The following is a 26,304-nucleotide window of genomic DNA, read 5'->3' on the forward strand; positions in this document are numbered from 1 at the left end:
TATCGTAACTCTCTCCCGATTACGCCCTACAGAAGGAACCCGCTGTGACAGAACTGCATCCCGATCTGCGAGAGAACGTACGTTTACTGGGTGAACTGCTCGGCCAGAGCATTCTGCAGCATCCGGGGCAGGAGTGCTTCGACCTGATCGAGGAAATCCGGGCGGCGGCGAAAGCCGATCGCCGCCAGGAGAGCGGTTCCGGCCAGCGGCTTGAAACCCTGCTGCGCCAGCTCAGCGATAACGAATTGCTGCCGGTTACCCGGGCTTTCAACCAGTTTCTCAACCTGGCCAACCTGGCCGAACAGTATCACGGTATTCGGCGCAAGCAGGGGCACCCGTCTGACCTGATGGTGGAATCCCTGAGCGAAGTTTTCGACCGGCTGAAATCCGGCGGCGTTGACCCGGAAGAACTGCATCGCCGTGTGGCCGACCTGCGTATTGAATTTGTGCTTACCGCACACCCTACCGAAGTGGCCCGCCGTACCCTGATCCTGAAATACGATGAAATGTCAGACTGCCTGGCCCGGCTGGACCATGACGACCTGATGCCGGCGGAGCGGGGTGAAGTCACCGACCGCCTGTCGCAGCTGATCGCCGAAGCCTGGCACACCGACGAAATCCGCCACGAGCGGCCCACCGCGGTAGACGAGGCCAAGTGGGGGTTTGCGGTGATCGAAAACAGCCTGTGGCAGGCGCTGCCGAAGTTTCTGCGCAGCCTGGATACTTCCCTGGAAGATGCCACCGGCAAGGGGCTGCCGTTGCAGGCGACACCGGTGCAGATTGCCTCCTGGATGGGCGGCGACCGGGATGGCAACCCCAACGTCACCCACGATGTGACCCGGCAGGTATTTCTGCTTGGGCGCTGGATGGCGGCCGACCTGTACCTGCGTGATATCCAGTCCCTGAGAGCCGAGCTGTCCATGTGGCAGGCCAGTGCTGAATTACAGGCAGTCACCGGTGATTCCCGGGAGCCATACCGCCAGGTGCTGGCACAGTTACGGGACCGGCTGATCCGTACCCGGGACTGGGCCGAGGCCAGCGTCAAAGGCGAACCGGCCGACAGAACTGACATCCTGTTCGAAAACGAAGACCTGACTGCACCGCTGGAGCTGTGTTACCGCTCGCTGGTGCAATGCGGCCTTGAACACATCGCCAACGGGCCGCTGCTGGACACCATTCGCAGGGCCCACACCTTCGGGCTGCCTCTGATCCGGCTGGATATCCGCCAGGAAGCCACCCGTCACGCCGAGGCGGTGGCCGAGATGGTGGATTACGCGGGCCTGGGTGACTATTTATCGTGGCCAGAGCAGGAACGCCAGGCCTTTCTGGTACGGGAACTGCAGGGCCGCCGGCCGCTGGTGCCCAGAAACTGGGAACCCTCCGAGCCCGTCAGGGAAGTGCTGGCCACCTGTGAAGTCGTGGCACAACAAACCCCGGAAGCGCTGGGCTCTTATGTGATTTCCATGGCCAGCACGCCGTCGGATGTGCTGAGTGTGATCCTGCTGCTGCGGGAAGCCGGCATGAAGTTCCCGATGCGGGTGGTGCCGCTGTTCGAAACCCTGAGCGATCTGCAGGGCGCACCGGACAGCATGGCCGCCCTGTACGAGGTGGACTGGTACCGCGAATACTGTCAGGGCCGGCAGGAAGTGATGATTGGCTACTCGGATTCGTCCAAGGACGCAGGCCAGCTGATGGCCGCCTGGGCCCAGTACCAGGCCCAGGAAAAGCTGACCCGGGTGGCCAGCCAGTATGGCGTGCACCTGACCCTGTTCCACGGCCGGGGCGGTACGGTAGGCCGGGGCGGTGGCCCTGCCAACCGGGCGATCCTGTCCCAGCCCCCGGGGTCAGTAAACGGCAGTTTCCGGATTACCGAACAGGGCGAGATGATCCGCTTCAAGTTCGGCTTGCCTCGGCTGGCGGTGCAGAGCCTGACCCTGTATACCACGGCAGTCATCGAGGCCACCCTGGCGCCGCCACCGGAGCCGGAAGACAGCTGGCGCGAAACCATGGACTGGCTGACTGAAAGGTCCCTCAAGGCCTATCGGGATGTGGTTCGGGAGAATCCGGATTTTGTGCCTTATTTCCGCCTGGTAACGCCGGAAACCGCCCTGGGTAAACTGGCCCTGGGCAGTCGCCCGGCCCGGCGCAAGCCCACCGGTGGCGTCGAAAGCCTGCGGGCAATTCCATGGATCTTTGCCTGGACCCAGATGCGCCTGATGCTGCCGAGCTGGCTGGGCAGCGACGTGGCCCTTGAAGAGGCGGCACAGGCGGATCGCCTGCCGGAACTTCGGGAAATGATGCGCGGCTGGCCGTTCTTCCGCACCTACGTGGATATGCTCGAGATGGTACTGGCCAAGGCCGACCTGCGTATTGCCAGCTATTACGAGCAGACCCTGGTGGAAGACGACAAGCTCAAGGCATTGGGCGCCAGCCTTCGGGAAAGGCTGACCGGATGCATTGCGCGCTTGCTGGAGCTTAAGGAGCAGCAGGATCTGCTGGAAGGCGAACCGGTGTTCGCCCACTCCATGAAAGTGCGCAACCCCTACACAGATCCGCTGCACTACCTGCAGGCGGAACTGCTGCGCCGTGACCGGGAAAGCGAAGACAAAGGCGAGGTGCCGGAGATGGTCGAGCGGGCCCTGAAAGTCACCATGGCCGGTATTGCTGCCGGCATGCGTAACACGGGCTGATGCCGGGGAGACAATGCGTTTGAACGTATCCGAGCGACTGGAACAATACCTCGCCCGCCGCGGGCTGGCCTGGACACCGGTGGATATTGCGCCGGTTACCAACCTGGATGAGGCGATCAAGGCGTCCGGGCAGGCGGCTGACTTTGCCGTGGCCACGGTACTGATCGATGTAAGCGGCCTGTTGATGGTGGTGCACCGTGCCGGAAACCCGCCATCGCTTGCTCAGCTGCGCAAAGTCACGGGCCGGCCCTTGCAGCAGCTGGAGCCTTTGCAGGCCGCCAGCTTCTTTGACGATTGCCATCCCGGCTTTATTCCGCCGGTGGGCGCGGCCTGGGACCTGGACGTGCTGGTGGATGAAGACATCTACGGTGCCCGGCAAGTGTGTTTTACCTCGGGCAGTGAGCAGGTTCTGATACAGATGGCTGGCGAGGAATTCCAGCGTGCCCTGAGCAACGCCCGGAGAATGGATTTCACCGGTAATGAAGCGGGTAACGGCGGCGATGATGAAGCCGATGCCACCCCGACCCTGAACAAGGTGGCAGACCGCCTGAAAGGCCTTACCCGGTTGCCGCCCATGCCGGCACTGGCCGGCCGGATGGCGGAACTGGCACAAGACCCGGAGCAGCGCGGTGATGAACTGGCGAACCTGGTCGGTATCGACCCGGGCCTGGCGGCCCAGGTACTGAGGTACGCCCGTTCCGGATTGTTCGGGCAGACCCGCCAGAACGGATCCCTGGCGGAGGCGATAGAATTGCTGGGGGCGGACCGTCTGGCCCATGTGGCCCGCGGTGCAGCCGGTGTGCGTTCGTTCAGGGTTGCCCGGGACGGCGCGCTGGGCATCAACAGCCTGTGGCGCCACTCCCTGTACTGCGCGTTTATGTGCCGTGCACTGGCGGAGCGGCTGGAGCTTGACCAGGATATGGCCTACCTGTGCGGCCTGCTCCACAACTTCGGTTTGCTGCTGATTGCCTGGCTGTATCCGTCCGAATTCCGTGAATTGCAGGCGCTGCGGGAAATCAATCCGGAAAGCGACATGCGTTCGCTGGAGCGTGAAGTGTTTGGCTCCGGCGAGGGCGGCGACAGCGTACCGATGGGGCATGCGACCCTGGGCGGATTGCTGTACCGCTTATGGCAGTTGCCGGAGCCGGTCATCAAGGCCGCAGGCCTGCACCAGAGCCCGGACTATCAGGGCGCTGATGAAGACTACGTGCGGATGGTTTTGCTGGCCAACGGCCTGCTGAAAAAGCGCGGGATCGGCGACGAGCTCAGCCCGGATGATATACCGGCACTGACCGATGCCCTTGGCCTGGGGTCGGTGGCACTGGAAGAAGTGCAGCAGGAAATCAGCAGTTTGTCGGCGGATCTGGACGCCCTGATAACCCCCCTCGAACCTTGAGTTCAGTCAGTTACTCATCCAATGATACGGAGGTCGACTTTCTATGCGGGGTCTGACTTCGTATAATGCGGCCTCGATTCTGGGCAGGTGTGCCGTTAACCCACTGGAATCCTGTTGAGAGGTTGCCGCAAAGGCAGGGGTCTTTGCCGCAGTTTTTCAAACGATAATATAAGACAACGGGAGCACAACGTTATGCGAATCATTATGTTAGGCGCGCCAGGCGCGGGTAAGGGTACCCAGGCCCAGTTTATTACCGAGCGTTTCGAGATCCCCCAGATCTCCACCGGTGACATGCTGCGGGCCGCGGTCAAAGCCGAGTCCGAGCTGGGCAAGCAGGTAAAGGAAGTCATGGCTTCCGGCGGCCTGGTATCTGACGACATCATCATCGCGCTGATCGAAGAGCGCATCCAGCAGCCGGACTGCAAGAACGGCTTCCTGCTGGACGGTTTCCCGCGCACTATTCCCCAGGCCGAAGCGCTCAAGGAACAGGGCATTGCCATTGATTACGTGGTCGAGATTGCCGTAGCAGACGAAGAAATTGTCAGCCGCCTGTCTGGCCGTCGTGTGCACGAAGGCAGTGGTCGCATCTATCACGTGAAATACGATCCGCCCAAGGTAGAAGGCAAAGACGACGAAACCGGCGAGCCGCTGGTTCAGCGTGAAGACGACAAGGAAGAAACTGTACGCAAGCGCCTGGGTATCTACCACGACCAGACCGCTCCGCTGATCGGTTTCTATCAGGACTGGGCCGGTAAGGCGCCGTCTGAAGCACCCAAGTACGTGCGCGTAGAAGGTGTTGGCAGCCTGGACAGCATCCGCGACCAGATCCTGTCCCAACTCAAGTAATATCAAGGCCGGAGCGGCCCCGGAGGCACTGATTCTGTGAAGTTACTGGCACTGGATACGTCTTCCGAAGGCTGCTCCGCCGCGCTCTGGCTGGATGGCCATATTACCGAGCGCTTTGAAGTGGCCCCCCGGGGCCACACCCGTCTTCTGATGCCCATGGTGCGTGAGTTACTCGCGGAGCAGGGGCTCACTCCTTCTGGCCTGGATGCCCTGGCGTTTGCCCGGGGGCCGGGCTCTTTCACCGGCTTACGCATTGCCACCGGCGTGGTTCAGGGCCTGGCCTGGGGGCTGGATATCCCTGTGGTGCCGGTATCTTCCCTGGCTGCTGTTGCGCTGCAAGCCATCGACAAGCATCAATTGCCCGAAGGGGCCTGCGTAGCCGTAGCTTTCGACGCCCGCATGGGTGAAGTCTACTGGGGCACTTTCCAGTGCCGTGACGGCCTGCCGGTGTTGCTGGCAGACGAGCGGGTATGCCCGCCATCGGCAGTCAGCCTGCCGGATGTCAGTGCAGATCGCTGGATCGGTGTTGGTTCCGGCTGGGCCTTCGCCGGTGACATGCCTGCGGATGTAGCGGAAACCGTCGCTGTGGTTGATGACACCCTGGTACCCCGGGCCTGTGAAGTTGTCCGGTTGGCGGAACAGGGCTACCGCCAGGGTGAGGCGGTGCCGGCGGAGCAGGCCCAGCCGGTTTATATCCGCGATGAAGTCGCCTGGAAAAAGCTGCCAGGCCGTGACTGAGCCTTCCGTGCCAGGCACCCTTGCGGTGGCCTGCAGCCCGCTGGGTGACCAGCACCAGGCCCGAGCGCTGGCTGAGGAGCTGGCACTGCCCTGGTTGGGCGTCGTCAAGCCGCAACAGGTTCGTGATTACTCCATTCTTCTGTATTCCGACGACCAGGGCCTGGCCCTGCAGATCACCGGTAAAGGTGCGCCTGGCCCGGTACGGGCCGAGTTTGTTACCGGTAAGATGGGTTATCGCCGGGAACACGGTGGCGGTACGGGCCAGCTGGTCGCCAGGGCAGTGGGCTTGCAGAAGACCCGCGCAGGTTTACACGTTCTGGATGCCACGGCCGGGTTGGGGCAGGACGCCTTTGTACTGGCTGGCCTTGGCTGCCGCGTCACCTTGCTGGAGCGAAACCCGGTGATCCATGCCTTGCTGGCCGATGGTCTGGCCCGGGCTGCGTTGAATCCGGACTGTTCGCCAATTGTGGCCAGGATGACCCTGGAAGCCGGCAGCTCCATTAACTGGCTGGCGCAGGCTGACCCGGAATCGGTGGATGTGGTTTACCTGGACCCTATGTTCCCGCATCGGGACAAGTCGGCCCTGGTGAAAAAAGAAATGCAGGTGTTCCGGCAGGTGGTGGGCGACGACGATGATTCAGCTCAATTACTGCAAGCGGCACTGAAGGCTGCCCGTTACCGGGTGGTGGTCAAACGCCCCCGCAAGGCACCATTCGTGGAAGGGCCGGAACCGGCTACCCGCATCGAAGGCAAGAGCAGCCGCTACGATATCTATTCCCTGAAAGCCCTGCCGGCCTGAGAGCCCTCCCGGGCCGCCGGCACCGGGGCTCAGGCATCCAGCATGGTGACCTGCTGGATGGCCTGGCGCTTCTCCACGCTCAGTACCAGCCGGGCATCTTCTGCCACTTCGTCCAGACCTTCGCCGTAACACAGCCGGCCGTTGTCGTCGGTGGTCAGAACCCCTTCCTTTTGCATGTTGGCAATGAAGTTCCGGAACAGGGTCTTGTCGAAGAATTCCGGGGCATTCAGCCCGAACAGGATAGACATCCGCTCGGCCAGCAGGGTGCTCTGCTCCTCCAGTTCGGCGGCGGTCAGCTTGCCGGAACCGTATTTGCGCAGAATGCCCAGGGCAATGTGGTAACGCTCCAGGGTCTGGATAATAAACCGGGACAAAATACGCGCCCGCAGCATGGCTTCTGTGCCTTCTTCCGGCCGGCTCAGGCGTTCGTCATCCAGGGTCACCAGCAGGCCCTGGTCAACCAGCACATCAATCCAGTCGTTAATGACGGATTCGATCTCGTCCTGCGAGTATTTCAGGAACAGTTCTGATTGCAGGTAGGGGTAGGCCACGCTGGCCAGGAAGACGATTTTGTCACGGCGCAGGCTGGACTTGTTTTCGAACAGGCTGACAACCAGGGCTGGCAGGGCAAACAGGTGCTGGATGTTATTGCGGTAGTAGGTCATCAGGGTGGCGTTGGAGCCTTCCAGGCCGATGATGTCTCCCAGCTTCTGTGGCTGGCGGGACACCAGCCCCATGCCTTCACAGTAGGCCACCCAGTCCTTGCCACTGCCCTCGGGCAGGGTCACGGTGCCGGCGTAGGGCCGGGCTTTCAGCAGGCTCGCGTACTGGTCCAGCAGCCGGATCAGCTGGCCCTCGTCCATGGCCAGGCGCTCGGTGCCCAGCAGTACGGTGGCGGTCATGCCAATGGGGTTCACCGCAACCGAGGCGTTGATGTTGCTGGCAACCCGCTGGGCCAGGGCGTCGACGGCATCCGGCAGCCAGGATGGCCGGAACTCCGGATCGTAGGCCTCTTCGCGCCAGCTGTCGTGTACGTTGTCCAGAACCTCGGCTAACGGAATCGGGTCGCCGAAGTTGACCGCTACCCGGCCAAAGGAGTTGGTGAGCTTGCGGGCGGTCTTGGCGAGCCCGAATACGCTTTCCTTCTGCTTTTTCTTACCCCGGAGTTCGCCCAGGTACGACCGGCCTTCCATCACTTTCTCGTAACCGATATACACCGGTACAAAGACAATCGGCTTGCGGTGATCCCGCAGGAAGCTGCGCACCGTCATCGACAGCATGCCGGGCCGTGGGGCCAGCATGCGGCCGGTACGGGAGCGGCCGCCTTCCACGAAGTATTCCACCGAGTAACCCCGGGTGAACATCACGTGCATGTATTCGTTGAACACGGTGGCGTACAGGGGGTTGTCACGGAAACTGCGGCGCATGAAGAAGGCACCGCCACGGCGCAGGATCGGCCCGACAACGGGCATGTTCAGGTTGATGCCGGCAGCAATGTGCGGCGGCATCAGACCGTTCTTGTACAGCACATAAGACAGCAGCAGGTAGTCGATGTGCGAGCGGTGGCAGGGCACATAGACCACGGCATTGTCCTGTGCTGTTTCCTTGGCCACCTTGATGTTGTTGATGGCAATACCGTTGTAGATCCGGTTCCACAACCAGGCCAGCACCAGTTCCAGGAAGCGTATGGTGACAATGGACATGCTGGCGGCGATTTCGTCGGCGTACTTGTAGGCCTTGGCCCGGACTTTCTCCGGGGGAATATCGTCCTTGGCGGCGGTTTCGCGAATGGCTTCTTTTACCGCCTGGGTGCGTACCAGGCCTTCCACCAATGTGCGGCGGTGGGACAGGTCTGGCCCCAGTACCGCCTGGCGTACCCGACGGAAATGGGTGCGCAGCAGGCGCGCCAGTTTGCGGTTGGCTTTCTGCTCGTTATCCCGGTATTCCTCAACCACCTGGTTGAGTGACAGCGGCTGGTTGAACTGCACGTAGGTGTTGCGCCCGTGCACCAGGATAATCAGGAACTTCTGTAAACGGCCGGCGACAGACCAGGTGTCAGACAGCAGCAACTTCACCAGGGATTTTTCCTTGTCCGGAGAGCGACCCCAGAACAGGGAAACCGGAACAATCTGTACGTCCTGCTCGGGGTGTTCCAGCCCGAATCGGACCAGGTCACCGAATTCCCTGGTGGGAACGGGCTTGTGCCGGCCGCCGCGGAACAGGCCGCCAATCCGCTTGTACAGAAAGAAAAACGAATGGGATGGCCCGTTCTTGACGGGCAGGACCGGCGTGGCACCGGGCAGCCGGGCCTGGATGACTTCCTGCTCCAGCACCAGTCGGCTGGAAAGCGAGCTGTATTGCAGCACATAGCACACCGGCTTCTGCGGATCGAGGCCGAGGGCTTCAAGGGTGTTGCCGCTGACATCCGTCCTGACCCAAAGGAACAGGATCTTGCGGAAAAGAGACAGGATCAGGCTGCGAATACCCTGATAAAGTCGCATAAGGTGCTACTCCGGTGCTGGAAACAGGCGCCAAGTTTAACGGGTTGGAGCGGGGCCGGAAAGCGCTATGCCGATTCTGGCCGGTGAATGTGATGTGGTACATTGCCACGGAACGTAATCGCTGCAGGTACAAGGCAAGGGTATGGTCGATCAAAACATGCAATGGGTACCGGGTTGGTCTGAACAGGGGCCGGAGCCGGGTGACCTGTTACTGGCGTTTGCCGGTAACAGCATTCTCAAACCCGGTGACGGCTGGTTTCTGACCTGGGGCGGCCCCGAAATGGGTGACAGCCGGCCGGAAGCCCTGATGCTTGGCACCGTCGGCGGCCGAAGGCTATATGTGACGGCATTGCCCGACACCGGCCTGCCCGGGCTGGAAACCCTGAGCCTGCGCGAGGCCATGTTGCATACGCCTGATGCCCCCTCCGAACTGCTCAGTACCGGTTTCCAGGTGTGGCAGTGGTGGCAGGACCATCGCTATTGCGGACGCTGTGGCGAGCGCACGGGGCCGCATCCCCGGGAGCGCGCCCGTTGGTGTGGCCGGTGTAACATTCCCTGGTACCCCAGGATTGCCCCTTGCATCATTACTGTGATTCGCCGGAATGATCGTTTTCTGCTGGCCCGGTCGGCCCGGGTAACCCGAAATTTCTTCAGCCTGATTGCCGGTTTTGTGGAGCCGGGCGAGAGCCTGGAGCAGGCCGTGGCCCGGGAAGTGATGGAAGAAACCGGCCTGGAAGTGACCAATATCCGCTACCAGGCTTCCCAGCACTGGCCATTTCCCCATCAGCTGATGGTGGGCTTCCTGGCGGACCATAAAAGCGGCGAGCTGAAGCTGCAGGAAGACGAGCTGGCCGAAGCCGGCTGGTTCACGCCGGAGGAGCATCCGCCGATCCCGCCGGAAACCACCATTGCCGGCCGCCTGATCAGTGCCATGAAAAAGGAAATCGCTGGTGGGTCGGGTAACTGACCATGGCTGATGCACGTCCCAGGGTATTGGTGTTCGATTCCGGCGTGGGTGGCCTGAGTGTGGCGTCCTGCATTCACCAGGCCTTGCCGGGGGCCGAGCTTGTTTACCTGGCTGACAACGCCGGCTTCCCTTATGGCGATAAACCGGAGCAGGTGGTGATCGAGCGCAGCTGTGGCCTGATCATGGGGTTCCTGGCCCGGTGGCGCTGCGATGTCATTGTGATTGCCTGTAACACCGCCAGTACCGTGGCCTTGCCCAGCCTGCGGTCCAGAACGGACATTCCGGTGGTGGGAGTGGTGCCGGCGGTGAAGCCCGCCGCCGCCTGCAGTGAAAACCGGCGCATCGGCTTGCTGGCTACCCCGGCCACGGTGCGGCGACCTTACCTGGACGACCTGGTGCGCGAGTTTGCGGCGGATTGCCAGGTGGTTCGGTTGGGGCATCCGGGCCTGGTGCTCTGGGCCGAAGCCCTGGTGTCTGGTGCTGAGCCGCCTCAGCAGGATCTGGACCAGGCTATGCAACCGCTGCGGGAAGCGAGGGTTGATACCGTGGTGCTGGGCTGTACCCATTACCCGCTGTTGCTGCCCTGGTTACGCAAAAGCCTGCCGGACGTGCGCTATTGGGTAGAGTCTGGTGAGGCGATTGCCCGAAGGGTGGCCTACTGGCTGGAGGAAGCCGGATGTTTGCCAGAGGCGGAGACACCCAGGGAGGCAGGGCTGCCGGTTGTCCGGGAAGCCTGCTTTACCGGCGAGGTAGCGCCACAGATGGACCTGTTCCTGGCTGAGATGGGAATTCCGGTGGGGCAGGTGACTGGCCACTGGCCCGGCGTTACAGCAGCCGGGTCAGTTTGAACATGGCCAGGAATTCCAGTGCCGGAATTGCCCGCTTGTGGCAGCAGTAGGTTTTGAAGTCATCACCGCGGAAGCGTGACTTGGTGAACTCCAGCCCCTTGAAGTTATAAAGGAAGTTTCCTTTCTCGTAGACGCCGTGCAACAGCGATTTCAGCAGCCGGCTTTCCTGGTGCTCGGTGGTTTTATCCAGCGATAGCGGAATCAGGCCCAGATCCAGGTAGGGCACGCCTTCTTCTTTGAACACCTCCATGGCATGTGCCATCAGGGTGTAAAAAATGCCCTGGCGGAAATCGGCGTTGGCCCGGGAAATATTGGGCACATAGCTGATGATTTCGTTGTTGCGATACACCGGGTCAAAGTAGATAAAGCCCACCGCCTTGTCGTCCTGGTAGGCATAGAAGTGGCGCTCGTTCTCCCGGTACTCCATTTCCATCGGCCGGATCAGGAACCGGATTTCATTACTTTTGCACTTGCGGGTACGAATCCAAGCCTCGGAAATTTCCCGGGTGTGGTCGTCACTGAACCGTTCTTTAACGGTAATGCCGCTCTTCTCGGCTTGGTTGAGGGCAGTACGCAGAATCTGCTTCTTCTTACCGCTCAGGCTCCATTTACGGAGGTCGATCCGGGATTCGCTGCCAAACTGGGTGCCGTAGAGGCCAAAGCGCAGGTGCAGGAAATCCACCACCGGCTTGGATACCTGGATGTAGCAGGCATTTGGGAATTTCTGGTGAAAGCGTTCCAGGATGGCAGGGAAGTGTTCGGGCGCGCTGACCGGGTCAGACAAAACAAAGGTGCCGCCCCATTTGCGCATGTAGGCAATGTAGCCCATGCCGGGCACGTCAAAGTATTGCATGCCCGGTTGCAGGGTAGAGAACGACTGGGTGTGGGCTCCGTACCTTTTCAGGTAGTTAACCCGCTCGGAGAAGGAGAACTGGCCATCGGCCAGGTCTCTGACGCTGTCGAGTGCAAGAATCTGGTCGGTCATTGTGAAGCTCCCGTTGTCCGGTTGTTATTGTGTTGGTCGGCGGGGCAGGCTCAGGCCTGTTTTTGCCCGAGAATCGACCAGTAACAGTCCATGTTGAGAAGCTTGAACTTTTTCTTTTCCGTTACCTGCAGGCCAAGGCGCTGCATGTGTTCGGGATAGTTGTAGATTTTGTGGAAAGCGTTGTTGGCAAACAGCCAGAAGGTGAACACCGCCATATACCAGTACATTTTCTTGAACAGACGGGACAGCAGGTTTCCGGTGGGGTAGCAGAAGTCACCGACAACCACCTTGGCATCGGCCTTGCCCAGCCGGATCAGGTGTTCCAGTACTTTTACCATCATGTCTTCGTCGAAAACGTTCAGGAAAAAGTTGGCCACCACCATGTCGTATTGCTCGAATTCATCCACCTTCATGATGTCACTGTGGATGCAGCGAATGGTCAGGTTTGGCGCCTCGCTGTGCTGGGCTTCGGCAAACTTGCGCAGCATGGTTTCGGACAGGTCGACCACGGTCACGTCGGCGCCCAGCTCGGCGGCGCGAATGGCATCGCGGCCATGGCCAACGCCGGCAAACAGGATGCGGTCGCCGGGTTTCACGGTTTCCACGTCCAGCATGGCGGTTTTGCAGCGGTGGATGTTCTTGCCGCTGTAGAGGTTGCTCAGAAAGTCGTAAACAGGGCCGATGTATTTATATTTGTCGCGCATATCACTGCAGCCTTCGTTCTTGTTCCCTGGGGCCGTCACCGTTTTTATGGTTTTTGATCCGGCGTAAGCCGGTGCGGTGATCGGTTGTGATGGATCGAGCTTAGAGAAGGCTGTGGTCGAAATATGTGCAGTAGGCCGCATTTCCGGATACACAAAGTAACGCTCTGCAACGCTTTGCAAACTGCGTCAATATTTATAATAAGAGTGTCAGACAATAAATAATTGAATTGTGAATTCGGGAATAGAGCCGTGTGCCGGCAGGGTGCAGCTGCCCTGATAATATGCAGTTTGGTTCGTCATTTTATTGTCGGTCCGGGTTGTGTAAGTTTGCAGTCTGTCACCACCCTGTCACCTGTGGTGTGCAAGAATTGAGCGATATCGTTTTCGTGGCCCGCATTATGCAGGTACCGGTTTGCTGGCATCGTTGCCGGCTACGTGAAGATCAGAGAAGGAGTTCTACCATGACAAAACGGCAGGTCAGCGGCGGTGAAGCATCGTCAAGGGTGCTGGAGCAGTTACGCGGCAAAAAAGTGCTGATTACCGGAACAACCGGTTTTCTCGGCAAGGTGGTACTGGAAAAGCTGATCCGGGCGGTTCCGGATATCGGTGGTATCTATCTGCTTATCCGCGGCAACAAGCGCCATCCGGATGCCCGCAGCCGCTTTCTGAACGAAATCGCCACATCCTCGGTATTCGATCGCCTCCGCGAGGCAGATACCGAAGCATTCGATGCCTTCCTCGAAGACCGCATTCACTGTGTAACCGGTGAGGTCACCGAGGCTGGCTTTGGTCTGGGAGAGCCGGCCTGCCGCAAACTGGCCATGGAGCTGGATGCGGTCATCAACTCCGCAGCCAGTGTGAATTTCCGGGAAGAACTCGACAAGGCGCTGACCATCAACACCCTGTGCCTGGAAAATATCGCACAGCTGGCCCGCATGAATCCTGCCCTGGCGGTGTTGCAGGTATCCACCTGCTATGTGAATGGCATGAACTCCGGGCAGGTGGCCGAGGCGGTGATCAAGCCGGCAGGCGAGGCGATCCCGCAATCGCCCGACGGTTATTACGAAATAGAAGACCTGGTGCGACTGCTGCACGACAAGATCGAGGATGTCCGCTCCCGTTACACCGGCAAAGCGCTGGAAAAGAAACTGGTGGAGCTGGGCATTCGCGAGGCCAACCGCTATGGCTGGAGCGACACCTATACCTTCACCAAGTGGCTGGGTGAACAACTGTTGATGAAAGCGCTGCAGGGGCGGAGCCTGACCATTGTCCGGCCTTCGATTATCGAAAGTGCGCTGGAGGAACCGGCGCCCGGCTGGATTGAAGGGGTCAAGGTGGCGGATGCCATCATCCTGGCTTACGCCCGTGAAAAGGTCACCCTGTTCCCCGGCAAGCGCTCTGGCATTATCGACGTTATCCCGGTCGACCTGGTGGCCAACGCTATCATTCTGGGGTTGGCAGAAGCCTTGGCCGAGCCGGGTGAACAGCGTATCTACCAATGCTGCAGTGGCGGTTCCAACCCGGTCACGCTGGGCCAGTTTATCGACCACCTGATGGAAGAATCGAAAACCAACTACGCGGCTTATGACCACCTGTTCTACCGTCAGCCCAGCAAGCCGTTCGTAGCAGTCAACCGTGGCCTGTTCGACCTTGTCGTCAGTGGCGTGCGCCTGCCCCTGAGCATCACCGACCGGGTGCTGAAACTGCTGGGCAACTCCCGGGACCTCAAGTGGCTGCGTAACCTGGATACTACCCAGTCCCTGGCGACCATCTTCGGTTTCTATACAGCTCCGGATTATGTGTTCCGTAATGACCAGCTGCAGGACCTTGCCGAGCGGATGGGGCAGACCGACAAAGCCCTGTTCCCGGTTGATCCCAAGGCGATTGACTGGCAGCACTACCTGCGCAAGATCCATCTTGCCGGCCTGAACCGCTATGCGCTGAAAGAGCGCAAGGTCTACAGCCTGAAATCATCCCGCCAGCGTAAAAAGGCGGCTTGAGCCGCTACCTCACCGGGCCTGGTCAGGCCCGGTCTACTGCCTTTTGAGAATGCCATTTGGACGTTAGTCTAATTCATTGTGTAGTGGCACACATGTTGAACTACGGGTATCTGTCTTAAGAAGGACTGATAAAGTCCCACCACCCTGAATTTTGAAAACCCATAATGACAACAGACTCTTAATAGGGGGAGCACAATGACTGATAAACAGGTATATCCGGTGAGTCCGGAAGTGGCCGAGCGTGCACTGGTTACCCGCGAACAGTACGAAGCCATGTATCGCCAGTCGGTAGAAGACCCGGACACCTTCTGGGGCGAGCACGGCAAGCGCCTGGACTGGATCAAGCCCTACAGCAAGGTCAAGAACAGCACCTACGACTACAACAACCTGTCCATCAAGTGGTTTGAAGACGGCGTGCTGAACGCCTCCGCCAACTGCCTGGACCGGCACCTGAAAGACCGCGCCGACCAGACGGCCATTATCTTCGAAGGCGATGATCCTTCGGTATCCCGCAACGTTACCTACCGCGAACTGCACGAAGAAACCTGCAAGTTTGCCAACGTGCTGAAAGCCCAGGGCGTTAAGAAAGGTGATGTAGTGACCATCTACATGCCGATGATCGTGGAAACCGCCGTTGCCATGCTGGCCTGTGCCCGTATCGGTGCCATCCATTCTGTTGTCTTTGGTGGCTTTTCTCCGGAAGCACTGGCCGCCCGTATTGTTAACGGCAAGTCCCGCTTTGTGATCACTGCCGACGAAGGCCTGCGTGGCGGCCGTGCCATACCGCTGAAGAAAAACGTGGATGCCGCCCTCAAGCATGAGGAAGACGCCAAGGTTGAACGCGTGATTGTGGTCACCCGCACCGGCAACGACCAGGTGCCCTGGACCGAAGGCCGCGATGCCCGCTACGAAGACCTGATGAAAAACGCCTCGGCCGAGTGCGAGCCGGAGCCGATGAACGCGGAAGACCCGCTGTTCATGCTGTACACCTCCGGTTCTACCGGCGCCCCGAAAGGCGTTCTGCACACTACCGGTGGTTACCTGGTGTACGCCTCCATGACTCACGAGTACATCTTTGATTACCATGAAGGTGATGTGTACTGGTGTACCGCTGACTTCGGTTGGGTAACCGGCCACAGCTACATCCTGTACGGCCCGCTGGCCAATGGCGCCATCACCCTGCTGTTTGAAGGTGTGCCCAACTACCCGGACAGCTCCCGCATGGGGCAGGTGGTGGACAAGCACCAGGTCAACATCCTGTATACCGCACCGACCGCTATCCGTGCCCTGATGGCCGAAGGCGAGTCCTGCATGAGCGGCACCAAGCGTGACAGTCTGAAGCTGCTGGGTTCTGTGGGTGAGCCGATCAACCCGGAAGCCTGGGAGTGGTATCACCGGGTGATCGGTAACAGCAAGTGCCCGATTGTGGACACCTGGTGGCAGACCGAGACCGGCGGCATCCTGATTGCTCCGCTGCCGGGCGCAGTAGACCTGAAGCCGGGTTCCGCGACGCTGCCGTTCTTTGGCGTACAGCCGGCTCTGGTAGATAACGAAGGAAACATCCTGGAAGGCAAGGCCGAGGGCAACCTGGTGATCCTGGACAGCTGGCCGGGCCAGATGCGCACCATCTACGGTGACCATGAGCGCTTCATCCAGACTTACTTCAGCACCTACAAGGGCATGTACTTCACCGGTGACGGTGCCCGTCGCGACGAAGACGGTTACTACTGGATTACCGGCCGTGTGGATGACGTACTGAACGTCTCCGGTCACCGCCTGGGTACTGCGGAAGTTGAGAGTGCGCTGGTTGCCCACGAAAAAGTGGCCGAGGCCGCTGTGGTAGGCTATCCGCACGAGATCAAGGGGCAGGGCATCTACGTTTACGTAACCTTGGTTCAGGGCGAAGAGCCGTCTGACGAACTGAAGAAAGAACTGGTGCAGTGGGTGCGCAAGGAAATCGGCCCGATTGCCTCTCCGGACGTGATCCAGTGGGCGCCTGGACTGCCCAAGACCCGGTCTGGCAAGATTATGCGCAGGATTTTGCGTAAAATTGCCGCTAACGAGCACGATCAGCTTGGAGATACGTCCACTCTGGCTGATCCGGGCGTAGTGGATGAGCTGATCAGCAGCCGGGCGTTCAAGTAACGCCCCGCTGCTGGCACTAACCTGTGAGGAATCTGTTGAATGACACAAACAATTATCGTCGCTGATGATCACCCGCTGTTTCGGGCAGCATTGAAACAGGCGGTCAATCAGGCGGTGCCGGATGCCGAGACCGTAGAGGTCGACAGCATCAAGGCCCTGCAGGCGGCGGTAGAGTCGCACCCGGATGCCGATCTGATCCTGCTGGATCTGAATATGCCGGGTGCCCACGGCTTCTCGGGTCTGGTATTCATGCGTGGCCAGTACCCGGGCTTGCCGGTGGTGGTTGTGTCAGGATCGGAAGACTTGCAGGTTATGCGCCGTTCGGTGGACTACGGTGCCTCCGGGTTCATTCCCAAGAGTGCACCGCTGCCAACCATTACCGGGGCCATTCAGGCGGTTCTGGAAGGGGATGTCTGGCTGCCGGAAGGCGTAGCGGACAAGATCGAACGCATGCAGGCTGAAACCACGGACTTCTCGGAGCGCCTTGCGTCACTGACGCCGCAGCAGTTCCGGGTGTTGGGTATGCTGGCCGAGGGGCTTCTGAACAAACAGATCGCCTATGATCTGGATGTTTCAGAGGCGACCATCAAGGCGCATATTACAGCGGTGTTCCGCAAGCTTGGGGTTCGTAACCGGACCCAGGCGGTGATTGCTATCCAGCAGATGGAGCTGGACCCTTCGGAGCAGTCGCTTTCGGGGGGCTGAGGTTTTAGCTTTTAAGTTTGTTTCAGAACGGGAGCCTTTGGGCTCCCGTTTTGTTTTGGGGCCCTTGAGTTCAGGTGTTGTGCCGCAAGTAGCGGTTTCTGGAAGCCCCTACCCGACCAGCTGCTCCGGTGCCAGACAAAGGCTCCAAAGCACTAGCTCCCCGCGTACCCAAGCTCCTTATTAACGAGGTTGAACAGCTCCCCTCCCTGATGCCACCGGTCAAAGTTCTCCAGGAACTGATCGGTCAGCGCCCGCTTCCAGCCGATGAAATCGCCCGCCATGTGCGCCGTCATAATCACATTCTCCCGCTCCCACAGCGGATGATCCGCCGGCAAAGGTTCTTCCTCGAACACATCCAGCGCCGCCCCGGCAATCTCGCCTTCGTCGAGCGCCTTCACCAGGTCCCCGGTTTTCACAATTGGCCCACGGCCAATGTTGATCAGGCGGGCAGATTTCTTCATCACCGCAAAGGCCTTGGTATCAAACAACCCCTCGGTCTGGGGCGTCAGCGGTGCTGCAATCACTACATAGTCCGCGTGCCGGAGCTGGTCATAAAGTTCGTCATTGCCGTGCACCGCCTCAAAATCCGGGTCTGTCTTTCGGGGCGTGCGGGCAATGCCGTGGGGGTGCATGCCGATGGCCTTCACCAGCCTGCCAATCTGCCGGCCGATGGAGCCCGCGCCCACCACCAGCACCTGCTTGCCTTCTGCCCGCTCGGTATCCCGGTGCTGCCACTGGTGCTGGTCTTGAAGGCGGATGGAGCGGGGAAAGTCCTTGGCGAACATCAGAATGCTGCACAACACATATTCGGCAATGGTGCGGTCGAAAATACCCCGGGCGTTGGTGACGATAACGTCGCTCTTGATCAACGCCGGGAACATCAGGGCATCCACCCCGGCACTGGTGGCGTGGATCCATTGCAGGCGGTCTGCGGCGGGCCAGGCGGCTTCCAGGGCTTCGGTGCGGAAGTCGGTCACCATCATTACGTCTGTGCCGGGCAGGGTGTCCCGCAGGGTTTGTTCGTCCCAGGCAAAGCGTACTTCGGCCCGTGCCTTGACGGCTTCGATGCCGGCCGGGGTATCTTCGCCCGGGGCGGTCAGAACGGTGATAACCGGTTGGCGGGATTCGGTCATTTCAACTCCGGAGATTGCTGAAGGCGTTTAATGGTCTTTTTATAGTCTGGTAGCGGGGCCGGCCGGGGTCAATGTTGGCGGTTTCCTTGTACCTCTCATTTTTCGTGACTACGCTGCAATCAGGCCTTTATTTCCTGATGCGTGGAGGTGCATATGGCAGACCCGGTGAACAAGGACACAGGTGAGTCCAAGCCGCGGAAAATGAAGTACCGTAAGGCGAAGGCCAGCTGGAACCCGGCCATGCAGGCCATCCCGGTATCCGGCATTCGCCGCCTTGTGAATATGGCAGCCACCATGAAGGATGTAATCCATCTTTCCATCGGCCAGCCGGACCTGCCAACGCCGAAACATATTATCGACGCCTACGTGGATGCCCTGAATGCCGGCCAGACCGGTTACACCATGGACGCCGGCCTGCCGGAGTTGCTGGTGGCGCTGCGGGACTACTACGGCAAGCGATACAACCGCAAACTCACCCGCGATAACATCCTGGTGACCAGCGGTGCCACCGAGGCCATGTACCTGGCCATTTCCGCCACGTCGGCCCCGGGGCGGCAGTTCATCGTGACGGACCCGTCGTTCCTGCTATACGCGCCACTGATCCGCATGACCGGGGGCGAGGTGAAGTTCATCCCGACCCGGGCAGAGAACGACCACCAGCTGGACCCGGACGAAGTGATCCGGGCCATGGGCTCGCGCACCTTCGCGCTTATCCTGAACAACCCGAACAACCCCACCGGCGCGGTTTACCCCCGCAGTACCGTGGAGACCATCCTGGAAGAATGTGCCTACCGGGGCATCCAGGTGTACGCCGACGAGGTGTACGACCACATGCTGTTTGATGACGATGACTTTGCCAGTGTGCTCAACTGCTCCATGGACCTGGACAACATCATGTGCATCAGCAGCTTCTCCAAGACCTACAGCATGGCCGGGCTGCGGGTAGGCTGGGTGATTTCCAGCCAGGCCGCTATCAAGTCCCTGCGCCGGTACCACATGTTCACCACGTCGGTGGCCAACACACCCGCCCAGTTTGCCGGGGTGGCCGCACTGAACGGCGACCAGCAATGCGTAAAGGATATGGTGGATATATACCGGGAGCGGCGGGACAAGATTGTGGACCTGATCGACCAGACGCCATACCTCACCGGCTACAAGCCCGGCGGCGCCTTCTATGCCTTCCCGAACCTGCCGCCCCATGTGGACGGCTCTGATGTAGCCTTGCGGATGCTCAAGGAAACCGGCGTTTGTGCCGTGCCCGGGGATGCCTTTGGCGAAAGCTGCACCAACGCCTTGCGCTTCAGCTTCTCCACTCCCTGTGAGCGGCTGGATGAAGCCTTCGACCGGATTATCCCCTGGATGGCCAAGCAACAGTTCTGATACCGGAGTTTAAGTTGTCAGTGCCCCGGAGATGCCGCACTATAGTGGCATTTCCGAGGAGACTGACTTATGACGGACGTATTGAAACCTTTCCTGAGACTGGCTGCGCTGTTTGCCGTGGTGCTGGTCAGCGGCTGTGCCAGCTTTTCCCCGTATTCCATTTCCGAAGGTGAAATCGAAGGCCACCTGAAAAATGCCGTGGCCAAGTACGACCGTGAGCAGCTGAACAGCGGTTCGCCGCTCAGCCTGAGCCTGAGTGATGCGGATATTACCCTGGGGCCGGACGGTCGCGATGTGGCGGTGATCGACCTGAAAGGGCAGGTGGCCCTGAATGCGTTGATGACCAGACTGCCGGTGGATCTGGCCCTGAAAGTGGAAGGCGCCCCGGTCTACGACAGTCAGGAAAAAGCCGTGTATATCCGCCGGCTGCAGTTGCTGGAAAGCTCCGTGGATTCACCCTTCTTCAAGGGCGACCTGGCGCCGGTTACCGATACCGTGATGCGGGTGGTGGCCCAGATGCTGGAAACCATGCCGGTATACCGGCTGGATGAAACCGATACCGCCCAGCGCATGTTCGGCCTGGTGCCCATGGATATCCGGGTCGCCCCGGGTCGGCTGGAGTTTGTAATGGCGGAGTAACCTGCCTCGATTGCTGACCGGCATCCATAAAAAACGCCAGGTGGTTTCCCGCCTGGCGTTTTTCGTTGTTGCCGGTTTAAGGATCAGGCGGTGGCTTTAAGGGCTTCCTCGAAGATTCCGCACGCCTCGTCAATCTGCTGTTCGTTGACGATCAGCGGCGGCAGCCAGCGTACGATTTCCTGGTAGGGGCCGCAGCGCAGCATCAGCAGGCCCCGCTTCTCGCATTCCTTGAGAATCTTGCCGGCCCGCTCGCCGTCCGGGCATTCGCCCCGGCGCATTTCCACCCCGATCATCAGGCCCTTGCCACGCACATCGGCCATGTCCGGGTAGTCTTTCTTCAGGTTATGCAGGTTGTCCCACAGGCGTTTGCCCATGCGGTCGGCGTTCTGCACCAGGCCTTCTTCCTGGATCACCTCGATGGTTGCGATGGCCGCGGCTGCAGCCACTGCGTTACCGCCGTAGGTGCCGCCCTGGGAGCCGGGCCAGCCCTTGGCCATGGTTTCCTCAGACGCCGCCAGCGCGGAAATCGGGAAGCCGCTGGCCAGCCCCTTGGCAATCATGATGGCATCCGGCGTTACCCCGAAGTGCTCGTGGGCCCAGAACTTGCCGCTGCGGCCGAAGCCGGCCTGAACTTCATCGAATACCAGCATGATGCCGTGCTTGTCGCAGCGTTCCCGCAGCCCCTGCATAAAGCGGGCATTGGCGGGCACGTAGCCACCTTCCCCCTGAACCGGCTCGATCAGCATGGCAGCGGTTTCTTTCGGGGCGGAATAGGTGACAAAGATGCGGTCCAGTTCTTTCAGGCAGAAATCGGTGGCTTCGTCTTCACTCCAGCCGTAGTGGAAGGCGTGGGGGAAGGGGGAAACCACGACACCACCCATCATCGGGCTGACCCCGGCCCGAAGGCCGACGCTGGAGGTGGTCATGGACAGCGAGCCCATGGTGCGGCCATGGAATCCGCCATGGAACACAATGATGTTGGGCCGGCCGGTTACCTGCCGCACCAGCCGGATGGCCCCCTCGGCCACTTCGGTGCCGGCGTTGGAGAAGAAAAAGGCATTGAGCGGATCTGGTGTGAGCGCACCGAGTTTTTCCGCCAACTCCGGTAACCGGGGATTCATCACCGTGGTGGCCTGGGCGTGAATCATGGTGGCCACCTGTTTCTGGGCGGCTTCCACCACTTTCGGGTGGCAATGGCCGGTACTGGTTACCCCGATACCCGAGGTGAAATCCAGGTAGCGACGGCCGTCTGTATCAACAATGTAGGCGCCTTCGCCCTTGGCGGCGGTGATGCCGGTAGCCTGCTTGAGCAGGGGAGAAAGTTTGCCTTTGTGGTCGGTCATGGATACCTCCCGAAGTGAATGGAACAGCTCTCTATTGCAGCCTAGTCACGGGGCCAGCCGTTTACAAATAGCGTCGCCGATTTCACGGGTGGCGCGCCGGTCTCCGCCGTGTTCGGCCAGGTCTGCCGCCACCGCATCGAACAGTTCTTTGCCGGCCTGGGCCAGGGTCGGGTCTTTACGGCCCAGCCAGTCGAGCATGCGGGCGGTGGTGAACAGCATGGCGGTGGGGTCGGCAATGCCCTGGCCGGCGATATCCGGGGCGCTGCCGTGGGTAGGCTCGAACATCGACGGCATGTCCGGGTCTGTGGGGTTCAGGTTGCAGGAGGGGGCCACTCCCATGCCGCCGGAGATCACTGCGGCCAGGTCAGTCAGGATGTCGCCCTGCAGGTTACTGGCCACCACCACGTCAAAGGCCCACGGGCTGGATACAAACTTCATGCAGGCGGCATCCACCAGCTCGTGGTGGGTGGCAACGTCCGGGTATTCCCCGGCGATGTCCTCGAACACCTCGGTGTACATGTCGCCCCAGTAACGCAGGGCATTGCGCTTGGTTATCAGGCACACCTGGCTTTCACAGGTGGAACCGTCGTACCGGTGGAAGCTGCGGGTGCGGCCGTCCTGAACGCGCTCGGCGGCGCGCTGGCGGGCCTGCTCGAAACCGTAGCGGATAATCCGCTCGGTGGCTCGGCGGGTGAATACTTCCATCTGGGTCGCCACTTCATCCGGCGTGCCCTGGCGCAGGCGGCCACCCTGGCTGACATACTCGCCTTCACTGTTTTCGCGGATCACCAGCATGTCGATGTCTTTGGTTCGGTCATCTTTCAGGTACTGGCGGGCGCCGGGCAGTAACCGGGCCGGGCGTTCGCACACCCACTGGTCAAAGCCTTTGCGCATCTCCAGCAGGGGTGCAAGGGACACGCTGTCCGAAAGCAGGTAGCGGTTGGTGTCATCGATCGGCCCGGGGTCTCCCAGCGCGCCCAGCAGAATGGCGTCGTAGGCTTTCAGTTGCTGCAGGGCATCCTTCGGCCAGCTTTCGCCATATTCCTCATGCCAGGCGTGTGAGGGCCAGGGAAACCGTGTCCACTCCAGGGCCAGGTCGTGCTTTGCACGCAGGGTTTCCAGGCAGCGGACGGCTTCTGCCACCACTTCCGGGCCAATGCCGTCACCGGGGGTAACGGCGATGCGAGCGGTCTGGGCCATTCCCGAACCTCCTTCATGCTTTGCTGTAGGGTGTGATGCAACACCGTCAGTGTAGTTCCCGGCAGGTCAGATGCCAGTGGCAAAGCCGTGTTTCCGGATTTGTTGTTTTACCCCTGAAGACATGCTGGCTATAGTGGCAGGTAATTGATTTCTGGAACGGCTTACTCAGCCGGATTGTGGCTGAGGGGGTGGAAGTGCCCGAAGAGTATTACTGGCTGCGATCCCAGGGCATTGTGCTGTATCAGGGCTATCTTTCCGCCCGGCCCGGATTCGAGTGCCTGCCGGAGCCGGTGTTCCCCGATTGATCATGTTTTAACAGGATGACCACGTGCTGTATCGGATAATTACCCTGATTGGCGGCCTGGTGTTTGTGGCCGCATTGTTTGCCCTGGTGTGGTTCTTCTGCAAGAAGTTCCTGGAGCACCACGATGTAACCGACCAGACCTCTGACCGGGCCATGGTGCTGGCCACCTGGACCTTTGCCGGTATTGCCATCGGGCTAGTGTTTGCCGTGGTAGGTGCCTTTGTACTGGGCCCCTGGGCTTTCTATCGCACTCTGCGGGGCCACGGTGTGAACATTTCCGATGGCGCCGCCATCTGGTGGGGATTCGGGATTGTGGCGGTGTCGCTGGGCATTACCGCCACCGGCTTCTTCGGTTTCCTGATGCTGGTGGGGGCTTACTGATTCCCCGACAGGCTCCGCAGCAGATCCCGGAACCACACCAGCGCCGGTTCGCCTTCATAGGCCTTGTGCCAGTACAGGTGCACGTCTAACGACGGCAGCTGTGCCGGCGGGCTCATCACCTGAATATCGGAACGCTCGGCGATAATTCGGGCATAGGTTTCCGGCATGGTCAGCAGCAGGTCTGAATTTTCCACCACCCGGCAGGCGGCATAGTAATGCTGGCACCGCAGGCGGATATTGCGGCGAACGCCACGGCGAGACAGCTCGAAATCCTCAATGCCCGGCCCCTCGGTTCGGGACGACACCAGCACGTGTTTCGCCGCCAGATAGCTGTCCATATCCAGCCCGCCTTTCACCACCGGGTGCCCTCCACGGGCCAGCACCACCAGCCGGTCCTGCCGCAGTAATTCATGGCTGGTGTGATTGCTCACCGGCAGCAGCACATCAATGGCAAAGTCCAGCTTGCCGGCGGCCAGCTGGGTTTCCATATCCCGCCGGGCCACCCGCTGGCTGACGATTTCCATTTCCGGATAAGGCTCCAGCCGGTTCATAAGCTGGGGCAGGAAGGTGGACTCCAGCACATCCCGCAAACCGAGCGAGTAGGTTTTACGCTGTGTGGCCGGGTCAAAGGCGTGGAACTGGTTCACCGCACTCTGGACCTGGTTCAGCCCCGGGCGCATAGACTCCAGAAACCTCCGGGCCAGCGGCGTGGGCACCATCTGGTTACCCTGGCGGGTAAACAGCGGATCGTTGAAGTGATCCCGCAACCGGGCCAGGGAATGGCTGATGGCGGGCTGGGTCAGGTGCAGGGCCTTGGCGGCACGGGTCAGGCTGCCCTCCCGGTAGATGGTGCCGAAAACGTGTAGCAGGTTCAGGTCCAGTCGATTCAGGGCCATGATGGGAATCCGTTGTCTGAATTAGTAACACTAATGATAAATGATAAGAACAATTCAGTCGCGTAATAGAGCATCGGCTCCTAGACTGTTTGCCATCTGACTGAAAGTGCGCCCCCAACGGGGCAGGCAAGCGCGAGGAGCTGCACCATGGATTTTAACATTTCCGAGAAAGGCCAGGATTACCTCAACCGCGTGAAAAAATTCATGCGCGACGAGATCTATCCCATCGAAGAGCAGTACCACAAGGAGCTTGCCTCCCAGGATAACCGCTGGGTAGTACTGCCGGTCATCAAGGAACTGAAGGAGAAAGCCAAGGCCCAGGGCCTGTGGAACATGTTCTTCCCGGACGACAAATACGGCTGCGGCCTGCTGAACTCCGACTACGCCCTGATTGCCGAAGAAACCGGCCGCAGCTTCATCGCCCCGGAAATCTTCAACTGCAACGCGCCGGACACCGGCAACATGGAAGTGCTGATCCACTACGGCTCTGAAGAACAGAAAGCCGAGTGGCTGCCGAAACTGCTGAGCGGCGAAATCCGCTCCGCCTTCTGCATGACCGAACCGGCCGTGGCCTCCTCCGACGCCACCAACATGGAAGCCACCGCCACCGTTGAAGGCGACGAAGTCGTGCTCAACGGCCGCAAATGGTGGAGCACCGGCATCGGCCACCCTGACTGCAAAGTTGGCATCTTCATGGGCGTAACCGACCCGGACGCCCAGAAACATCGCCGTCACTCCATGGTGCTGGTGCCGCTCGACACCCCGGGCATCACCGTTGAGCGCATGCTGCCGGTCTTCGGTGCCTACGACGAGCCCTATGGCCACGGCCAGGTACTGTTCGACAACGTACGCCTGCCCAAAAGCGCCATCATCGCCGGCCCCGGCCGCGGCTTCGAAATCGCCCAGGGCCGCCTTGGCCCGGGCCGCGTACACCACTGCATGCGCGCCATCGGCGCTGCTGAACGCACTCTGGAGATCATGATCAAACGCGCCATGACCCGCGAAGCCTTCGGCCGCCCGATCGCCAAACTAGGCGCCAACCCGGACATCATCGCCAATGCCCGAATGAACATCGAACAAGCTCGGCTTCTAACCCTGAAATGCGCCTGGGCGCTGGACACCAAGGGCATCATGGGCGCCTTGCAGGAAGTCTCCATGATCAAGGCAGTGGTGCCGAAGATGCTGCAGCAGATTGTGGACGATGCGATTCAGATTCACGGCGGTGCCGGCGTCAGCGACGACGATTTCCCGCTGACGGCGTTGTTCGGTTACGCTCGGGTTCTGAGATTGGCCGATGGCCCGGACGAGGTTCATCGGGCTATGGTGGCCCGGTTGGAGCTCCGGAAGTACAAGTCCTGACGTTGGTTCGGGCCTGGGAGCCTGTGTTCTCCTGGCCTCTTGGTTGGGAGCAGGGTGTTCGTCTTGGCCGCCAGTATTGGTGATGGGAGCGGGTGGGTTGGGGGTTCTGAAAACCGCTCCTTACGGCACATCCCTGTGGCGCTTCTGCTCCGCCATCCATGGCTCCGCAAATTTTCAGAACCCCCAACCCACCCGCTCCTTCAGACTGTCGAGAGGGGTGGCCAGATGAAAATACTCTATGCCACGAGGCATTGGAAATGTGTCAGCGCGATTTAGTTTTTTGAACAGCTGACTAGAGAGTATGGGAGCTGATGCCGGGTAAGGCCTTCCAAAACTGTGCGGAGC

Annotated in this window: 21 protein-coding genes; 14 read left to right on the forward strand and 7 right to left on the reverse strand. The window is 60.3% G+C overall.

Annotated features, from left to right (window positions below; translation table 11 throughout):
* Positions 1–44: 44 nt before the first annotated feature.
* The 5 genes from ppc (at position 45) to B2589_RS08465 (ending at position 6,469) form a co-directional block, all read left to right on the forward strand.
* Positions 45–2,690 (forward strand): phosphoenolpyruvate carboxylase, encoded by a 2,646-nt coding sequence (ppc, locus tag B2589_RS08445; RefSeq protein WP_286816244.1) that lies wholly within the window; start codon positions 45–47, stop codon positions 2,688–2,690.
* 13 nt (positions 2,691–2,703) lie between these two features.
* A complete protein-coding gene (locus B2589_RS08450; protein WP_286816246.1) occupies positions 2,704–4,086 on the forward strand; it encodes an HDOD domain-containing protein in 1,383 nt (460 codons plus the stop codon).
* 192 nt (positions 4,087–4,278) lie between these two features.
* Positions 4,279–4,932 carry an adenylate kinase gene (adk, locus tag B2589_RS08455; protein ID WP_022988866.1) on the forward strand — a complete coding sequence of 218 codons (654 nt, stop codon included), beginning with the start codon at positions 4,279–4,281 and terminating at the stop codon, positions 4,930–4,932.
* A 36-nt stretch (positions 4,933–4,968) separates the two neighbouring features.
* Positions 4,969–5,670, forward strand: a complete 702-nt coding sequence (tsaB, locus tag B2589_RS08460; protein WP_058340280.1) for a tRNA (adenosine(37)-N6)-threonylcarbamoyltransferase complex dimerization subunit type 1 TsaB — start codon at positions 4,969–4,971, stop codon at positions 5,668–5,670.
* Positions 5,633–6,469: a class I SAM-dependent methyltransferase gene (locus B2589_RS08465; protein WP_414673942.1), complete on the forward strand. Its 837-nt coding sequence runs from the start codon at positions 5,633–5,635 to the stop codon at positions 6,467–6,469. Before tsaB ends, B2589_RS08465 begins: the two co-directional genes overlap by 38 nt.
* A 29-nt stretch (positions 6,470–6,498) precedes the next feature.
* Here B2589_RS08465 and plsB read toward each other — a convergent pair whose 3' ends face one another.
* Positions 6,499–8,970 (reverse strand): glycerol-3-phosphate 1-O-acyltransferase PlsB, encoded by a 2,472-nt coding sequence (gene plsB / locus B2589_RS08470; protein ID WP_286816249.1) that lies wholly within the window; start codon positions 8,968–8,970, stop codon positions 6,499–6,501.
* A gap of 142 nt (positions 8,971–9,112) precedes the next feature.
* Here plsB and nudC point away from each other — a divergent pair, with 142 nt between their 5' ends.
* Positions 9,113–9,937 carry an NAD(+) diphosphatase gene (nudC, locus tag B2589_RS08475; protein ID WP_286816250.1) on the forward strand — a complete coding sequence of 275 codons (825 nt, stop codon included), beginning with the start codon at positions 9,113–9,115 and terminating at the stop codon, positions 9,935–9,937.
* A 2-nt stretch (positions 9,938–9,939) separates the two neighbouring features.
* Positions 9,940–10,785, forward strand: a complete 846-nt coding sequence (murI, locus tag B2589_RS08480) for a glutamate racemase (protein ID WP_286816251.1) — start codon at positions 9,940–9,942, stop codon at positions 10,783–10,785.
* On the opposite strand, the gene B2589_RS08485 is transcribed toward murI, so the two are convergent.
* Together B2589_RS08485 and B2589_RS08490 are read right to left on the reverse strand one after the other, a co-directional pair.
* Complete coding sequence (locus tag B2589_RS08485) at positions 10,763–11,770, reverse strand: DUF2156 domain-containing protein (RefSeq protein WP_232900730.1); 1,008 nt, start codon at positions 11,768–11,770, stop codon at positions 10,763–10,765. The two genes, murI and B2589_RS08485, sit on opposite strands and share 23 nt — an antisense overlap.
* Positions 11,771–11,820: 50 nt before the next feature.
* Entirely contained in the window at positions 11,821–12,474 is a 654-nt protein-coding gene (locus tag B2589_RS08490; protein ID WP_286816254.1) for a class I SAM-dependent methyltransferase, read from the reverse strand.
* Positions 12,475–12,935: 461 nt separating this feature from the next.
* On the opposite strand from B2589_RS08490, the gene B2589_RS08495 reads away from it, so the two are divergent.
* The 3 genes from B2589_RS08495 (at position 12,936) to B2589_RS08505 (ending at position 17,324) form a co-directional block, all read left to right on the forward strand.
* Positions 12,936–14,474 carry a fatty acyl-CoA reductase gene (locus B2589_RS08495; RefSeq protein WP_286816255.1) on the forward strand — a complete coding sequence of 513 codons (1,539 nt, stop codon included), beginning with the start codon at positions 12,936–12,938 and terminating at the stop codon, positions 14,472–14,474.
* A 195-nt stretch (positions 14,475–14,669) separates the two neighbouring features.
* Positions 14,670–16,619, forward strand: coding sequence for an acetate--CoA ligase (gene acs, locus B2589_RS08500; protein ID WP_286816257.1), 1,950 nt, complete (start codon positions 14,670–14,672; stop codon positions 16,617–16,619).
* Positions 16,620–16,658: 39 nt separating this feature from the next.
* A complete protein-coding gene (locus B2589_RS08505; RefSeq protein WP_286816258.1) occupies positions 16,659–17,324 on the forward strand; it encodes a LuxR C-terminal-related transcriptional regulator in 666 nt (221 codons plus the stop codon).
* 152 nt (positions 17,325–17,476) lie between these two features.
* Here B2589_RS08505 and B2589_RS08510 read toward each other — a convergent pair whose 3' ends face one another.
* Positions 17,477–18,457 carry a D-2-hydroxyacid dehydrogenase gene (locus B2589_RS08510; protein WP_286816259.1) on the reverse strand — a complete coding sequence of 327 codons (981 nt, stop codon included), beginning with the start codon at positions 18,455–18,457 and terminating at the stop codon, positions 17,477–17,479.
* A 153-nt stretch (positions 18,458–18,610) separates the two neighbouring features.
* Between B2589_RS08510 and B2589_RS08515 the strand changes: the two genes are divergently transcribed.
* Both B2589_RS08515 and B2589_RS08520 read left to right on the forward strand, forming a co-directional pair.
* On the forward strand, positions 18,611–19,837 hold the full coding sequence (locus B2589_RS08515) for a pyridoxal phosphate-dependent aminotransferase (protein ID WP_022987986.1): 1,227 nt from the start codon (positions 18,611–18,613) through the stop codon (positions 19,835–19,837).
* A 69-nt stretch (positions 19,838–19,906) separates the two neighbouring features.
* A complete protein-coding gene (locus B2589_RS08520; protein WP_286816260.1) occupies positions 19,907–20,476 on the forward strand; it encodes a DUF1439 domain-containing protein in 570 nt (189 codons plus the stop codon).
* Positions 20,477–20,559: 83 nt separating this feature from the next.
* Here B2589_RS08520 and B2589_RS08525 read toward each other — a convergent pair whose 3' ends face one another.
* On the reverse strand, positions 20,560–21,819 hold the full coding sequence (locus B2589_RS08525; RefSeq protein ID WP_022988604.1) for an aspartate aminotransferase family protein: 1,260 nt from the start codon (positions 21,817–21,819) through the stop codon (positions 20,560–20,562).
* Positions 21,820–21,864: 45 nt separating this feature from the next.
* Entirely contained in the window at positions 21,865–23,019 is a 1,155-nt protein-coding gene (locus B2589_RS08530; RefSeq protein ID WP_286816261.1) for an isocitrate/isopropylmalate dehydrogenase family protein, read from the reverse strand.
* 328 nt (positions 23,020–23,347) lie between these two features.
* Here B2589_RS08530 and B2589_RS08535 point away from each other — a divergent pair, with 328 nt between their 5' ends.
* The gene (locus B2589_RS08535) at positions 23,348–23,704 is read left to right on the forward strand and encodes a hypothetical protein (protein ID WP_058340269.1); all 357 of its coding nucleotides are present in this window, start codon (positions 23,348–23,350) and stop codon (positions 23,702–23,704) included.
* On the opposite strand, the gene B2589_RS08540 is transcribed toward B2589_RS08535, so the two are convergent.
* Positions 23,698–24,600, reverse strand: coding sequence for a LysR family transcriptional regulator (locus tag B2589_RS08540; RefSeq protein ID WP_286816262.1), 903 nt, complete (start codon positions 24,598–24,600; stop codon positions 23,698–23,700). The two genes, B2589_RS08535 and B2589_RS08540, sit on opposite strands and share 7 nt — an antisense overlap.
* A 147-nt stretch (positions 24,601–24,747) precedes the next feature.
* Here B2589_RS08540 and B2589_RS08545 point away from each other — a divergent pair, with 147 nt between their 5' ends.
* Positions 24,748–25,959 (forward strand): acyl-CoA dehydrogenase family protein, encoded by a 1,212-nt coding sequence (locus B2589_RS08545; protein WP_199456344.1) that lies wholly within the window; start codon positions 24,748–24,750, stop codon positions 25,957–25,959.
* Positions 25,960–26,304 lie beyond the last annotated feature (345 nt).

The organism is Marinobacter sp. UBA3607, assembly GCF_002375525.1.
GTDB lineage: Bacteria > Pseudomonadota > Gammaproteobacteria > Pseudomonadales > Oleiphilaceae > Marinobacter > Marinobacter vinifirmus.

What these genes read in the sequence shown, in the direction of transcription:
- B2589_RS08505 (WP_286816258.1), top strand. Translation starts at nt 16,659, where the DNA reads ATGACACAAACAATTATCGTCGCTGATGATCACCCGCTGTTTCGGGCA.
- murI (WP_286816251.1), top strand. Translation starts at nt 9,940, where the DNA reads ATGGCTGATGCACGTCCCAGGGTATTGGTGTTCGATTCCGGCGTGGGT.
- B2589_RS08495 (WP_286816255.1), top strand. Translation starts at nt 12,936, where the DNA reads ATGACAAAACGGCAGGTCAGCGGCGGTGAAGCATCGTCAAGGGTGCTG.
- adk (WP_022988866.1), top strand. Translation starts at nt 4,279, where the DNA reads ATGCGAATCATTATGTTAGGCGCGCCAGGCGCGGGTAAGGGTACCCAG.
- B2589_RS08520 (WP_286816260.1), top strand. Translation starts at nt 19,907, where the DNA reads ATGACGGACGTATTGAAACCTTTCCTGAGACTGGCTGCGCTGTTTGCC.
- B2589_RS08525 (WP_022988604.1), bottom strand. Translation starts at nt 21,819, where the DNA reads ATGACCGACCACAAAGGCAAACTTTCTCCCCTGCTCAAGCAGGCTACC.
- plsB (WP_286816249.1), bottom strand. Translation starts at nt 8,970, where the DNA reads ATGCGACTTTATCAGGGTATTCGCAGCCTGATCCTGTCTCTTTTCCGC.
- B2589_RS08485 (WP_232900730.1), bottom strand. Translation starts at nt 11,770, where the DNA reads ATGACCGACCAGATTCTTGCACTCGACAGCGTCAGAGACCTGGCCGAT.
- acs (WP_286816257.1), top strand. Translation starts at nt 14,670, where the DNA reads ATGACTGATAAACAGGTATATCCGGTGAGTCCGGAAGTGGCCGAGCGT.
- B2589_RS08540 (WP_286816262.1), bottom strand. Translation starts at nt 24,600, where the DNA reads ATGGCCCTGAATCGACTGGACCTGAACCTGCTACACGTTTTCGGCACC.
- B2589_RS08450 (WP_286816246.1), top strand. Translation starts at nt 2,704, where the DNA reads ATGCGTTTGAACGTATCCGAGCGACTGGAACAATACCTCGCCCGCCGC.
- B2589_RS08490 (WP_286816254.1), bottom strand. Translation starts at nt 12,474, where the DNA reads ATGCGCGACAAATATAAATACATCGGCCCTGTTTACGACTTTCTGAGC.
- nudC (WP_286816250.1), top strand. Translation starts at nt 9,113, where the DNA reads ATGGTCGATCAAAACATGCAATGGGTACCGGGTTGGTCTGAACAGGGG.
- B2589_RS08510 (WP_286816259.1), bottom strand. Translation starts at nt 18,457, where the DNA reads ATGACCGAATCCCGCCAACCGGTTATCACCGTTCTGACCGCCCCGGGC.
- B2589_RS08530 (WP_286816261.1), bottom strand. Translation starts at nt 23,019, where the DNA reads ATGGCCCAGACCGCTCGCATCGCCGTTACCCCCGGTGACGGCATTGGC.
- B2589_RS08545 (WP_199456344.1), top strand. Translation starts at nt 24,748, where the DNA reads ATGGATTTTAACATTTCCGAGAAAGGCCAGGATTACCTCAACCGCGTG.
- B2589_RS08465 (WP_414673942.1), top strand. Translation starts at nt 5,633, where the DNA reads ATGAAGTCGCCTGGAAAAAGCTGCCAGGCCGTGACTGAGCCTTCCGTG.
- B2589_RS08515 (WP_022987986.1), top strand. Translation starts at nt 18,611, where the DNA reads ATGGCAGACCCGGTGAACAAGGACACAGGTGAGTCCAAGCCGCGGAAA.